Origin of the sequence: Bacillus sp. E214, from assembly GCF_008087365.1 — a bacterium.
Lineage (GTDB): Bacteria > Bacillota > Bacilli > Bacillales > Pradoshiaceae > Pradoshia.
The window spans coordinates 39,261-52,364 of the sequence record NZ_VENN01000010.1 but is presented as its reverse complement, the minus strand read 5'-3'; the positions used below and the strand labels follow the sequence as shown (position 1 = coordinate 52,364).

The window sequence follows — 13,104 nt, the reverse complement described above, 5'->3', positions numbered from 1 at the left end:
CAAATAGTCCGGTAATGATGGCGAAGAGGCCACACCCGTTCCCATTCCGAACACGGAAGTTAAGCTCTTCAGCGCCGATGGTAGTTGGGACGCGAGTCCCTGTGAGAGTAGGACGTTGCCGGGCAATTTAAGAAACCAGTTCAGTTGATGAGCTGGTTTTTTTGTGTTGTTTTTATAGGGACCAGGGAGGATTTTGGATACTTGTTAGAGCTGGATGGGTGAGGAGTCGGGAAGGATCTTTCGTCAAGGATACTACCTTAAAGACTTGTGGAAGCTATAGAAAAGCTGCGCTATTCAACACCTATGGGACATCTATACTCGGGGGAAGGTGGGTGAAGTGTGGAAGAAAGCAGTTATGCTCCACCTATGAAGCATCTATGCCCGACCTATACCGGGGTATAGGTGGTTGAAAGGTAGGTGAAGTATGGAGGAAAGCAGCTAGCTATGCTCCACCTATGAAGCACCTACGCCCGATCTATCACCTACCTGCTCCCCACCTATCCCCGAAATAAAGATACGAAATAGACAAAGGAAGCCACCTATCAAATACTAATGATTCCCCTTTCCTGGGGTTATGTAATTAAAGCTACGAATAGTTGAGCTATGCCAATTTCAAGAACACACCCCAGCATTTTGCTACAACATTTAAGCCGTGAATTCCAAAGGTTTCTACATGAATTATTCCTCAAAGATATTTATATGTTGGACATTTTGAAAGACATACAACGAAATTCACTTGTGGGCATAGAATAATATATAAATTTAAAATATTGTATACAGTTTGTGGCCGGGGGCGATACTAAGAGGTATGGAGGTGTAGTAAATGGCCAACTGCGAGCGTGAAACAAATGATCATCTTAACGAAGAATGTGCAATCTGTGAATCGACGAAAAAAAAGGGAATGCATCTATATAATATTTTTATTTGCTCGGAATGTGAGGATGTGTTAATTCATACAGAAACAAATGACCCTTTGTATAATGAGCATGTAGAGAAGTTGAAGAAAATGAATATTTCCAGTATTTACTCATAAAACTTGAATACCGCTATACTCCATCCTTATAATATAGTCAGCTGGCCCCTTCAACCGGAAGGAGCCTTTTTATTTGTTGGAAAAGGAGGCGTGTATGAGTGGCGGAAAAAATAATTAAAGTACCAATATTAGATATGCTGGAGAAACACCGAAATAAGAAGTCCATATCCATGCATGTTCCAGGCCATAAAAATGGTGTTGTCCTGCCTATTGAGGCTCCTCCGAGTTTTAGTTCGGTCCTGTCATGGGATGTGACAGAACTTGCAGGATTAGATGATTTGCATGAACCAGAAGAGGGTATTAAAGAGGCTGAAGCATTATTAGCGAAGTTTTATCAGACTAAAAAAAGTTACTTTCTTGTGAATGGAACAACTGTCGGTAATCTTGCGATGATCTTGGCTAGTATTGAGCCTGGAGATAAAGTCCTTGTACAAAGGAATTGCCATAAATCTGTGATGAATGGATTAAAACTAGCTAAAGCTAACCCAATATTTCTGACGCCTGTTATAGAATCTGATATTTCAATTGGTGTTCCATATGAAACAATTTATAATAGTTTGAATGATCATCTGGATGTAAAAGCAATTATTCTTACATATCCTAATTATTATGGGTTGGGAGTAGATCTGGCATCTATCATTAAGCGAGCTCATAAAAAGGGTATTCTAGTTTTAGTTGATGAAGCGCATGGTGCCCACTTTGCGGCAGGTGCTCCTTTTCCGCCATCTGCTGTCAATTTGGGGGCAGATATAGTTGTTCACTCAGCTCACAAAACCCTGCCTGCTATGACAATGGGCTCCTATTTACATATAAACAGTGAATTGGTAAACCAAGAGCGTGTGGAAGGGTATTTAAGAATGCTGCAATCAAGCAGCCCATCTTATCCAATTATGATGTCTCTAGATTTAGCGAGGGCTTATTTAGAGAGCTATTCAGAAAAGGATAAGGAATATTTAATAGAGCAAATTGAGTCTTTTAAACAATATTTACGAAGGCATGAGGAACTGTGCATTTTCGAATCAGAAAACAGCGATATTCAGGATCCTTTAAAGCTTGTTCTCTATCATAAAAACGGAATGTCAGGCTTTGAGCTGCAAAAATTAATGGAGCAAGCAGGGATTTATTCAGAGCTCGCAGATGAGCTGCATGTACTGCTTGTTCTGCCTTTATTAAAGAAAAGTCAACCATATTCTGTTGATGATATTATACAAAGGCTAGAAAGGATTAATTGGATTACAGGAGAACAAACACGAATAAGCCTGGCTAGTAACCCATTAAAAAATAAACAACAACATATGGAGAGTGTCCTAGCAATATCCTATGAGGAAATGGATATAATGCCGCGGAAAAGAATTTCTCTTGCTCATGCATGTGGAGAAATCTCAGCAGAAACAATTGTTCCATATCCTCCAGGTATTCCGCTCATTCAAAAGGGAGAGATTATTACCTATGACATGGTGCAGAAATGCACATCCTTACTAACTCAGGGGGCTAAAATCCAAGGAGGAGTTTATTTAAAGCAACAACAAATTGAGGTCTTTGTGTAAGTCACATATGATATACTATCTAGTAGTTACAATATTGGAGGTTACTGCCTTGAAACGTGGAGTTTTTATAACGGTAGAGGGTCCTGAAGGGGCTGGGAAAACGACCGTACTAGCAAGAGTGGGAGAGCAGCTTGAAAAGGAAGGCTACTCAATTGTACTGACAAGAGAACCTGGTGGAATTCCTATTGCAGAACAAATCCGGCAGGTCATCTTAAATCCTGATCATACTGAAATGGATTCCAGGACAGAAGCACTGTTATATGCAGCAGCGCGCAGACAGCATCTTATGGAGAAGGTGGTACCTGCATTAAATAAAGGCTGTATTGTCTTATGTGACCGGTTTGTAGATAGCTCATTGGCTTATCAGGGGTATGCAAGAGGTCTTGGGATAGAGGAAGTCAGAGAGATCAATCGCTTTGCTATACAGGATACCATGCCAGAACTTACATTGTTCTTTATGATTGATCCTGAAATTGGCTTGAAGAGAATTGAAAATCATAAAAGTCGGGAAATAAATCGTTTGGATCTTGAGAAGCTCAATTTCCACCAAAAAGTATATGAGGGCTATCAACTATTAATAAAAAATGAACCTGATAGAATAAAGGTAATTGATGCAAATCAAAGCTTTGAAGAAGTTTATCAAGAAACTCTTCAACAAATTCGGACATATATTCACAGGAGACCTTAAGGCAAATGCTTTAAGGTTTTATATTTATCACTTGAATTGCTTTATGGTTACAGAATAACTGGTATAATGGATAAGTAAAGCTTAAATACGCACCGTCATTTTTTCTTTATAATCCTTATAGGAGGTTTTAGCCATGAAACTTATAATAGCAGTAGTACAAGATAAAGATAGTACTAAATTATTAGGTGATTTGGTCGACAATAACTTCCGAGCAACTAAGTTGGCTACAACTGGAGGATTTTTAAAATCCGGTAATACTACCTTTTTGATAGGTACTGAGGAATTAAGGGTGAATAAGGCTCTTGAAATCATAAAGAAGAACTGCAAATCCAGAGAGCAGCTTGTAGCACCAGTTACTCCAATGGGTGGTAATACAGACTCTTATGTACCTTATCCAGTAGAGGTCGAGGTAGGAGGAGCAACAGTTTTTGTAATGCCGGTGGATAAGTTTTACCAATTTTAACAATTTATACAGTCAGTGAGGATGAGAGGAAATAAGCATGATTAACACGTGGGATCAATTAGCCAATCAACAACCAAGAGTATCAATGATGCTCAAGAATAGCCTAATGAAGAATCGTGTGGCCCATGCTTATCTTTTTGAAGGAGAGCGTGGTACCGGTAAAAAGGATACAAGTATTCTTCTGGCTAAATCTTTATTTTGCCATAACCGAGAAGACGGTTTTCTTCCCTGTGAGGAATGTACAAATTGTAAAAAAATTGACCATAAAAACCATGCGGATGTCCATGTTATTGAACCGGATGGTTTATCGATAAAAAAGGAACAAATTCGATTGCTTCATGAGGAATTTCAAAAGAAGGCAGTTGAGTCATCACAAAAAGTTTACATTATTACGCATGCACATAAAATGACTGCTTCTGCGGCCAATAGTTTATTGAAATTTTTAGAAGAACCTCATGCAGGGACAACAATTATTTTGCTTACAGATCAAATTCACCGCATGCTTTCAACCATCCTATCCCGTTGCCAAACGTTATCCTTTATGCCGTTAAATCCAAAGGAATTAAGTAAGCAGTTAATACAGGCAGGAGTACCTGTCACGAAGGCTCCCTTGATTGCGAGTTTGACGAACAGTGTCGATGAAGGTTTGTCGTTAAATGAGGATGAGTGGTTTGCACAAGCCCAAAAAATAGTGGTAAAATTATTTGAAGCAATGAAAAATCCTGTGGATGGTATTATGGTCATTCAGGAGAGTTGGCTTTCGCATTTTAAAGAAAGAGAACAGACAGAAATAGGCTTAATGCTCCTATTGAATATATATCGTGATCTCCTTTATATACAGCTGGATAAGCCGGAAGAGATTGTATACAAAGATATGGAGGAAAGGCTTCGCCAATTGGCCATTCAACATTCCCCCAAAAAATTGGCGTATCAAATGAATCAAATATTAGAGTCAAAACGAAAAATTTCGGCTAATATAAACCCACAGCTGTTAATGGAGCAGCTTGTGCTTAACCTTCAGGAGGGGTTTACACTTGTATGATGTTGTAGGAGTCCGCTTTAAAAAGGCGGGTAAAATATATTATTTTGACCCAGGTGATTTGGAAATAGCCAAGGATGAATACATCATAGTTGAGACAGTACGCGGAGTAGAGTTTGGAAAAGCTGTTATACCCAGAAAGCAGGTTGGGGAAAATGATGTAGTTCTGCCCCTGAAAAAAGTTATTCGAATAGCTGATGAAAAAGACCGGCTGATTGTGGACGAAAATAAACAAATCGCTGAACAGGCATTTCAAGTATGCAGCGAAAAAGTGGTTGAGCATCGTTTGGAAATGAAGCTTGTAGATGTTGAATATACTTTTGATCGTAATAAGGTGATTTTTTATTTCACAGCAGATGGACGAGTTGATTTTCGTGAGCTGGTTAAAGATCTGGCAGCTATTTTCCGAACACGTATTGAATTAAGACAGATTGGTGTCAGGGATGAGGCAAAAATGCTTGGAGGCATTGGACCTTGCGGCAGGATGTTATGTTGTTCTACATTTCTTGGGGACTTTGAACCGGTCTCCATTAAAATGGCTAAAGACCAAAACTTATCATTGAATCCCACGAAAATCTCAGGTCTATGCGGGCGTTTGATGTGCTGTTTAAAATATGAGAATGATGAATATGAGAGCGCAAAAGAGCAGCTTCCAGATTTGGGAGAGTACGTGGTTACACCGGTTGGTCGCGGTAAAGTAATCGGTCTTAACATTCTTGAAAAAATCATGCAAATAGAATTGCAGGGTAAGGAACGAGTAGTTGAATATACGCTGGATGAGATGATGGAGGAAGGCACCTTCTCGATTCAAGCCACAGATTAATAAGGTGGTGGGTGTTGATGAATAAAAAGGAAATTTTCGATTCGGTTAGCAGTATGGAAGCTCAAATTGGAGATTTGTATAAGCAACTTGGAGATTTAAAAGAACATCTCGCAGAAATATTGGAAGAAAATAATTCCCTCAAGTTAGAAAACGAAAATGTAAGGCGTCGCTTGCTGGATTTAGAAAAGACAAAGCCTGCGGTTTCTCAGAAAAAGCAAGCAAAAAAAGGCAATAAGCTAATGGATGTCGGAGAGGGCTACGATAATTTAGCGAGACTATATCAAGAAGGTTTCCATATTTGTAATCTGCACTTTGGAAGTCCACGTAAAGATGGGGATTGCCTGTTTTGTCTTTCATTTTTAAATAAGAAATAAAGATAGTCTTTCCTATCGATAGGAAAGACTATTTTTATAATTGATTTTTTACTGTATATAGGTAGGAGCGGATTGTAGAGTGTATATATTAAAGGATGATGAGCGTCTGGATTATTTATTGGGAGAGCCACTTAGGATTATTCAAAGCCCGAGTGTCTTTTCTTTTTCATTGGATGCTGTTTTATTATCTAAATTTGTATATGTTCCCATTCAAAAAGGGAATTTGGTCGATTTATGTTCTGGAAATGGTGTCATTCCACTCTTGCTCAGTACACGCACCAAGGGGCGTATATACGGAGTGGAGATTCAGGAGCGACTATATGATATGGCCGTTAGGAGTATAGGCTACAATAAGCTGGATGATAGAATTGAAATGTACCATGAGGATTTAAATAAAATTATTCCAATTCTCGGCCATGATAAATATGATGTTGTCACCTGTAATCCACCCTATTTTTTGACACCAGCGAAGGAAATTCAAAATGAAAATGAACATTTTGCCATAGCCAGGCATGAAATTAAATGTACATTGGAGGATGTAATCAGAGTGAGCAGCCAGCTTTTAAAGAACGGCGGTAAAGCGGCCTTTGTTCATAGACCCGGTAGGCTGCTTGATATTGTAACGTTAATGAGAAAGTATAGATTAGAACCAAAACGTCTTCAATTTGTGTATCCAAAGGCAAATAAAGAGGCAAATACAATCCTGATTGAAGGAATAAAAGGCGGAAATCCTGATTTAAAATTATTGCCACCATTAATTGTGTATGATGAAAATAATGAGTATACCAAAGAATTGAGAACCATCATCAATGGACAAGAATAATCACTATTTTTATGTACTTGAATGTGCGGACGGCAGTTATTATGCTGGGTATACAAATGATGTAAATAAGAGAGTGAATACACATAATGATGGGAAAGGTGCCAAATATACACGAGGGAGAAGGCCTGTGGTGCTTCGCTATGTCGAGGAGTATCAGACAAAGACAGAGGCTATGCAGGCTGAGTATCGCTTTAAACAGCTAAGCAGGGGCGCCAAGGAAAGGATCGTACAAATGGGAGGAACAGATAATGAAGGCCCAAAAAAGCTTTGAAAAAGAGAATGAAGCAGTTCTCTATTTAGTACCAACACCAATCGGTAATTTAGATGATATGACATTTCGCACAATAAATATCCTCAAGCAGGCAGATTTAATTGCGGCAGAGGATACAAGGAATACAAAAAAACTGTGCAATCACTTTGATATTCAGACACCGTTAGTCAGTTATCACGAGCACAATATGAATCAGAGCGGGGAATCCTTGATTGAGAAAATGAAAAGTGGAAAACAAATTGCCCTCGTAAGCGATGCCGGAATGCCTGCTATTTCAGATCCTGGCTATGAGTTAGTCCAGTCCTGCATAGAGGAGGACATAAAGGTCGTATCATTGCCTGGTGCAAATGCGGCACTAACGGCACTGATTGCTTCAGGTATAGTCCCGCAGCCATTTTATTTCTATGGATTTCTAAACCGAAGCCGTAAAGAAAAGAAGAAAGAACTGGAGCGATTAAAAATAAAGGATTCAACCATAATCTTCTATGAATCTCCTCATCGTTTAAAGGAAACACTTACGATAATGTATGAGTATTTTGGAAATCGAAAAATAGTATTGGCAAGAGAGCTGACAAAAAAGTTTGAGGAATATATTCGAGGGACAATGTCTGAGATTATACAATGGGCTAATGAACATGAAATACGCGGTGAGTTTGTGATCATAACCGAGGGGTCAGATAGGGAAGAGTTAGATGATCTAGGAACAGCCTGGTGGACAGAGATGGAATTGAAAGAGCACGTCGATTTTTATATTGAATCTGAGAACCTTAAACCGAATGAAGCGATAAAAAAGGTTGCGAAAGATAGGGGTCTTCAAAAAAGAGAAATCTATCAGGCTTATCATGTTGAAGAGAATTAAATTAAAAGCTAATCAAAAAGCTCCCCGAAAGGGAAGCTTTTTGATTAGTTGTTTACAACCAAGTTTTCTTGAATCTCTTTAAGAAGCTGTTCTGCTCCTTCACGGCTAAGGATTAATTTACCGTCAGCAAGTGTGAAGTTGTTGTCGGATACTTCACCTGTAACTTGGCAAGTCATATTCGGCTTATATTTTTTTAGAATAATTTTTTCATCGTCAACATAAATTTCTAAAGCATCTTTTTCTGCGATTCCTAAAGTACGACGAAGCTCAATTGGAATTACCACCCGTCCAAGCTCATCTACTTTACGTACAATACCTGTGGATTTCATAAAAATACTCCTCTCATAGTAAAATATTTTTTTAATAAAATTCGTCATTATTCGACAAAATTTAAGGATGTTTTCATAATACCAAGCATTCCCAAAACCGTCAATGTTTTTGGATTGCATAATAATAGTAGTTTATTCCATATTTAGTGAGGTTTTATGAAAAAAACAGTAAAAAAACGATATAAATTTACATAAATATACATTAAATGAATCATTTACATGGACAAATTGACGATAAATTATAAAAGATTCAAAATAAATCAAATATATTTTGCGCATATTTGTAATTTTATTACAAAATTAAATATATTCATATAATTAATACATCTTGTCTACAATAATTATTTGTGAAAAAGATTTCAATATATAAGTGTAATAAAATTTTCCAAAAGCGCCCCGGGTTCATATGTATAAAAATAATTAAAATTCCTTTATAATGTACTATTATGTAATGTATTTATAAGCAAATCTTACGTACTTTATTGCAAGGCCTTTAAGGAGTGGAAAAGATGAAGGAAAAATTAAATACTTTTTATATTACTACCCCAATTTACTATCCAAGTGGAAATCTTCATATTGGACATGCATATACGACAGTTGCAGGAGATGCAATGGCTCGTTATAAGAGAATGCGTGGATATGATGTTATGTACCTAACTGGTACAGATGAACATGGGCAAAAGATTCAGCAAAAGGCAGAAGAAAAAGGAATCAGCCCGCAGGAATATGTTGATGGTATGATCAGAGACATCAAAATACTATGGAACAAGCTTGATATTTCTTATGATGATTTCATTAGAACCACTGAAGAAAGACATAAGAAGGTTGTTGAGAAGATTTTTAAACGCTTGCTTGATCAGGGCGATATTTATCTTGATCAATATGAAGGCTGGTATTGCACTCCATGTGAATCATTTTTCACAGATCGTCAGGTAGAAGAGGGCAATTGTCCTGATTGTGGACGTCCAGTTGAAAAGGTAAAAGAAGAATCCTACTTCTTTAAAATGAGTAAATATGCTGACCGATTATTAAAGTTTTACGAAGAGAACCCTGAGTTCATTCAACCGGAGTCACGCAAAAATGAGATGATTAACAACTTCTTAAAGCCTGGTTTAGAGGATTTAGCTGTTTCCAGAACAACTTTTGACTGGGGCATAAAGGTGCCGGGTGATCCTAAGCATGTTATCTATGTTTGGATTGATGCATTATCTAATTATATTACGGCTTTAGGTTACGGTACTGATGATGACTCCAAGTACATGAATTATTGGCCGGCAGATGTCCATTTGGTTGGTAAGGAAATCGTTCGTTTCCATACTATTTACTGGCCAATCATGTTAATGGCACTTGATCTACCTCTTCCTAAAAAAGTATTTGCACATGGCTGGCTATTAATGAAAGACGGCAAAATGTCTAAATCTAAAGGGAATGTTGTAGATCCTGTAACGCTCATAGATCGATATGGTTTGGATGCCCTTCGTTATTACTTATTGCGTGAGGTTCCATTCGGAGCGGATGGCGTATTTACTCCAGAAGGCTTCGTTGAAAGAATTAACTTTGATTTAGCCAATGACCTTGGAAACTTATTGAACAGAACTGTTGCAATGATTAATAAGTACTTTGAAGGAAAAATACCAGCTTATAAAGGGTCAGAGCGTGAATTTGATCAGCAGCTGCTGCAGGCTAATAAGGAAACGGTAGTAAAATATGAAGAGGCAATGGATGATATGCAATTCTCTGTTGCGTTGTCTACTATATGGCAATTGGTAAGCCGCACAAATAAATACATTGATGAAACTCAACCATGGTCCTTAGCGAAAGATGAAGCTAAAGTTGACGAGTTGGCATCTGTAATGGTTCATTTAGCAGAATCCTTAAGAAGAGTTGCTATCATGCTGAAGCCGTTCCTAACTGTAACTCCTGAAAAAATATTTGAACAATTGGATTGTCAGGATCCTTTATTACAAAGCTGGGATAGCTTGAAAGAGTTCGGATTGATCTCTGAAAATTCAACTGTTAAAAAAGGACAGCCTATCTTCCCTCGCCTGGATATGGAGGAAGAAGTTACTTATATTAAGGAAGCGATGCAAAGTACGGCACCAGCTGCACCGGTCCAAGAAGCGAAAAAGGAAATCGAACAACCTACAGAGGTAGAAGAGATTACGATTGATGATTTCAAAAAGGTGGAGCTCAGAGTAGCTCAAGTAATAAAGGCTGAGCCTGTGCCAAAAGCAGACAAACTGTTAAAACTTCAATTAGATCTTGGATATGAGCAGCGTCAGGTTGTTTCTGGCATTGCGGAGCATTACAAACCAGAAGAATTGACTGGTAAGAAGGTTATTTGCGTAACGAATTTAAAACCGGTTAAACTTCGCGGTGTACTATCTCAAGGGATGATTTTAGCTGGTAGTCTTGATGGTCAATTAGCGTTGGCCTCAATTGCGGAATCCCTACCAAATGGGGCACAGGTTAAATAATTGATTTTGAACGTAGGGATGTTACATGTGAAACATCCCTATTGTTTTGGGTATAGAGAGGTATTCTAGGCAAATGGTAAAGGAGTGCTAACATTGTTATTTGATACACATGTGCATTTAAATGATGAGCAATTTGATAATGATTTGGAAGAAGTTATCAGTCGAGCCAAAGCGAATGGAGTAGAGCGGGTTATCGTTGTTGGTTTTGATGAGAAGACCATTAAACGAGCAATGGAGTTAATAGAAACTTATGACTTTATGTATGCAGCGATTGGTTGGCATCCGGTAGATGCAATCGATCTAACTGATGAATATCTTGAATGGATTGAGGAGCTGACCAAGCATCCAAAAGTGGTGGCAATTGGAGAAATAGGCTTAGACTATCATTGGGACAAATCACCGAAGGATATCCAAAAGGATGTATTCCGCCGTCAGATTCGTCTTGCTAAAAAACTTAAGCTTCCTATCATCATTCATAACAGGGATGCTACAGAGGACGTAGTAGAGATCCTTAAGGAAGAGCATGCAGAAGAAGTTGGCGGAATTATGCATTGCTTTAGCGGCAGTGTGGAAACGGCACAGGTATGCTTAGACATGAATTTTTATATTTCTTTAGGCGGACCGGTTACATTCAAAAATGCAGTTAAACCCAAAGAGGTTGCAAAGGCCGTGCCGTTGGAAAGATTATTGATTGAAACCGATTGTCCTTATTTAGCCCCTCACCCGTTTAGAGGGAAACGAAATGAACCAGGCTATGTCAAACTTGTTGCTGAGGAAATAGCAAGGTTGAAAGAAGTTTCTTATGAGGAAGTTGCTGAAGCAACAATGAGTAATGCCAAAACACTTTTTAAATTGATTTAAAGACAGATTCCCCCATTTTATTGGATGAAAATATACGTATATGGATAGGTAGACTGGATGTCATTAACTGCTTCGAGACAATCCTTACTCTAATAAGCATGAGAGCGGTATTATTTGACAAGCCTATTTATATATTTATATAATGCATTCAGTGAAAAGGGGGTAATTTTTTCGTGAATAAATACATGAAAAACCTATTTTCCAGGCCGCGGCAAACGCCAAAGGTAATATTAATGATGACTAGTATCGCTGTATTTCTATTAGCTTCCGGAGTTTTATTTTTTGAAGGAACAAAGAAGACAGTGGCACTGAGCCTGGATGGAGAAAAGCAAAAGGTAAAAACCCATGCTGATACCATAAGTGAATTACTTGAAGAACATGACATATTAGTAGATTCGAAGGACTATCTCAGTATACCTGAAACGACTAAAATAAAAGATGATTTACACATTGTGTGGGAGCCTGCTGTTGATATAAAGGTCATAATAGATGACAAAGAGCAGAGCTTTGCTACGACTGCGAAGACAGTTGAAGATGTTTTAAAAGAGGAAAATATACAGCTAAGGAACGAGGATTTCCTGTCCCATGATATGAATGACAAGATAGAAGCCGGTATGATCATACATATTGAGAAGGCTTTTCCTGTTACCGTAATTGATGGTGAGAATGAAAAAATACTATGGACAGTCTCGACCCCTGTGAAGGACTTTTTAGATACTGCCAATATACATATTGGTGATTTGGACCGTGTTGAACCTGGGATAAACGAGCAGCTTAGTAAGAAAGCATCCTTGTCTATTACACGAGTTGAAAAAGATACGGAAGTAGTGGAAGAACCGATTGCATATGAGACTATCAAGCGAAATGATCCCGCATTAACCTCAGGAAAACAGAAAGTAACCACTGAAGGCGTTAACGGTCTCATAAGTAAGAAATATGAGCTTATTAAAGAAAATGGGAAAGTTGTGTCCAAAAAGCTGATTTCAGAAAATGTTATTAAGGAAAAAACTGATCAGGTAATCTCCGTTGGGACAAAACAAAAACTACCTATAGCAAAGCCAATGTCTAATGTAAAAAAGAACGTGCAAAAGGCTAGTGATAGTGATGAATATTATGTTACGGCTACTGCCTATACCGTTGACTGTGATGGCTGTTCGGGTAAAACTGCAGTTGGCATTGACCTGCGTGCAAATCCGAACAAAAAGGTTATCGCTGTTGACCCTAACCTAATACCGCTTGGCTCAAGAGTATATGTAGAAGGCTATGGTTATGCAGTTGCAGGAGATACAGGTGGCGCCATAAATGGGAATAAAATTGACGTCTATGTTCCTACATCTGCCGAAGCCCATAACTGGGGTGTAAAAAAGGTCAAAATAAAAGTTATTCGTTAAATATTACGGTAATTTATACAGTGGATTTCGTATCCGCTGTTTTTTTACGTTATAATAGGCAGGGTTAACCGTAAATAAATTAATATTACATTAATATTACAAAAATAACACAAATATATCAATTGT

14 protein-coding genes and 1 rRNA gene are annotated in these 13,104 nt (G+C 38.0%); 14 read left to right on the top strand and 1 reads right to left on the bottom strand.

The features are described 5' to 3' along the window. The first annotated feature begins 7 nt into the window (after positions 1 to 7). From rrf to rsmI, 11 genes are all read left to right on the top strand, one after another. A 5S ribosomal RNA gene (gene rrf, locus FHY47_RS18440) occupies positions 8 to 124 on the top strand. Between the two features lie 699 nt (positions 125 to 823). Then, positions 824 to 1,033, top strand: a complete 210-nt coding sequence (locus tag FHY47_RS18435; protein WP_066103225.1) for a sigma factor G inhibitor Gin — start codon at positions 824 to 826, stop codon at positions 1,031 to 1,033. A gap of 98 nt (positions 1,034 to 1,131) precedes the next feature. Further along, positions 1,132 to 2,580 (top strand): aminotransferase class I/II-fold pyridoxal phosphate-dependent enzyme, encoded by a 1,449-nt coding sequence (locus tag FHY47_RS18430; protein ID WP_262366042.1) that lies wholly within the window; start codon positions 1,132 to 1,134, stop codon positions 2,578 to 2,580. Between the two features lie 7 nt (positions 2,581 to 2,587). Continuing rightward, positions 2,588 to 3,268, top strand: coding sequence for a dTMP kinase (gene tmk / locus FHY47_RS18425; RefSeq protein ID WP_148631348.1), 681 nt, complete (start codon positions 2,588 to 2,590; stop codon positions 3,266 to 3,268). Positions 3,269 to 3,401: 133 nt separating this feature from the next. Next, positions 3,402 to 3,731, top strand: a complete 330-nt coding sequence (locus FHY47_RS18420; RefSeq protein WP_066103220.1) for a cyclic-di-AMP receptor — start codon at positions 3,402 to 3,404, stop codon at positions 3,729 to 3,731. 37 nt (positions 3,732 to 3,768) lie between these two features. Beyond that, positions 3,769 to 4,773 carry a DNA polymerase III subunit delta' gene (holB, locus tag FHY47_RS18415; protein WP_066103216.1) on the top strand — a complete coding sequence of 335 codons (1,005 nt, stop codon included), beginning with the start codon at positions 3,769 to 3,771 and terminating at the stop codon, positions 4,771 to 4,773. Continuing rightward, on the top strand, positions 4,766 to 5,593 hold the full coding sequence (locus FHY47_RS18410) for a PSP1 domain-containing protein (RefSeq protein WP_066103211.1): 828 nt from the start codon (positions 4,766 to 4,768) through the stop codon (positions 5,591 to 5,593). The genes holB and FHY47_RS18410 overlap by 8 nt, the downstream gene beginning before the upstream one ends. A gap of 17 nt (positions 5,594 to 5,610) precedes the next feature. Further along, positions 5,611 to 5,967: a DNA replication initiation control protein YabA gene (yabA, locus tag FHY47_RS18405; RefSeq protein ID WP_066103206.1), complete on the top strand. Its 357-nt coding sequence runs from the start codon at positions 5,611 to 5,613 to the stop codon at positions 5,965 to 5,967. Positions 5,968 to 6,052: 85 nt separating this feature from the next. Beyond that, on the top strand, positions 6,053 to 6,790 hold the full coding sequence (locus FHY47_RS18400) for a tRNA1(Val) (adenine(37)-N6)-methyltransferase (RefSeq protein ID WP_066103240.1): 738 nt from the start codon (positions 6,053 to 6,055) through the stop codon (positions 6,788 to 6,790). Beyond that, the gene (locus FHY47_RS18395) at positions 6,777 to 7,061 is read left to right on the top strand and encodes a GIY-YIG nuclease family protein (protein WP_066103203.1); all 285 of its coding nucleotides are present in this window, start codon (positions 6,777 to 6,779) and stop codon (positions 7,059 to 7,061) included. The genes FHY47_RS18400 and FHY47_RS18395 overlap by 14 nt, the downstream gene beginning before the upstream one ends. Then, the gene (gene rsmI, locus FHY47_RS18390; RefSeq protein WP_066103200.1) at positions 7,039 to 7,920 is read left to right on the top strand and encodes a 16S rRNA (cytidine(1402)-2'-O)-methyltransferase; all 882 of its coding nucleotides are present in this window, start codon (positions 7,039 to 7,041) and stop codon (positions 7,918 to 7,920) included. Before FHY47_RS18395 ends, rsmI begins: the two co-directional genes overlap by 23 nt. Positions 7,921 to 7,964: 44 nt before the next feature. On the opposite strand, the gene FHY47_RS18385 is transcribed toward rsmI, so the two are convergent. Next, a complete protein-coding gene (locus FHY47_RS18385; RefSeq protein ID WP_139063808.1) occupies positions 7,965 to 8,255 on the bottom strand; it encodes a transition state genes transcriptional regulator AbrB in 291 nt (96 codons plus the stop codon). A 503-nt stretch (positions 8,256 to 8,758) separates the two neighbouring features. Here FHY47_RS18385 and metG point away from each other — a divergent pair. The 3 genes from metG to FHY47_RS19465 all read left to right on the top strand — a co-directional run bounded on the left by metG (position 8,759) and on the right by FHY47_RS19465 (position 12,978). Further along, positions 8,759 to 10,726, top strand: coding sequence for a methionine--tRNA ligase (metG, locus tag FHY47_RS18380; RefSeq protein ID WP_148631345.1), 1,968 nt, complete (start codon positions 8,759 to 8,761; stop codon positions 10,724 to 10,726). 93 nt (positions 10,727 to 10,819) lie between these two features. Further along, entirely contained in the window at positions 10,820 to 11,587 is a 768-nt protein-coding gene (locus FHY47_RS18375) for a TatD family hydrolase (RefSeq protein ID WP_066103192.1), read from the top strand. 173 nt (positions 11,588 to 11,760) lie between these two features. Then, the gene (locus tag FHY47_RS19465; RefSeq protein ID WP_316246012.1) at positions 11,761 to 12,978 is read left to right on the top strand and encodes a resuscitation-promoting factor; all 1,218 of its coding nucleotides are present in this window, start codon (positions 11,761 to 11,763) and stop codon (positions 12,976 to 12,978) included. Positions 12,979 to 13,104: the final 126 nt, after the last annotated feature.

Bases quoted from the DNA above. Each gene is read 5' to 3' on its own strand.
- FHY47_RS18435 (WP_066103225.1), top strand. From the start codon at position 824: ATGGCCAACTGCGAGCGTGAAACAAATGATCATCTTAACGAAGAATGT.
- tmk (WP_148631348.1), top strand. From the start codon at position 2,588: ATGATATACTATCTAGTAGTTACAATATTGGAGGTTACTGCCTTGAAA.
- FHY47_RS18420 (WP_066103220.1), top strand. From the start codon at position 3,402: ATGAAACTTATAATAGCAGTAGTACAAGATAAAGATAGTACTAAATTA.
- holB (WP_066103216.1), top strand. From the start codon at position 3,769: ATGATTAACACGTGGGATCAATTAGCCAATCAACAACCAAGAGTATCA.
- yabA (WP_066103206.1), top strand. From the start codon at position 5,611: ATGAATAAAAAGGAAATTTTCGATTCGGTTAGCAGTATGGAAGCTCAA.
- FHY47_RS18395 (WP_066103203.1), top strand. From the start codon at position 6,777: ATGGACAAGAATAATCACTATTTTTATGTACTTGAATGTGCGGACGGC.
- rsmI (WP_066103200.1), top strand. From the start codon at position 7,039: ATGAAGGCCCAAAAAAGCTTTGAAAAAGAGAATGAAGCAGTTCTCTAT.
- metG (WP_148631345.1), top strand. From the start codon at position 8,759: ATGAAGGAAAAATTAAATACTTTTTATATTACTACCCCAATTTACTAT.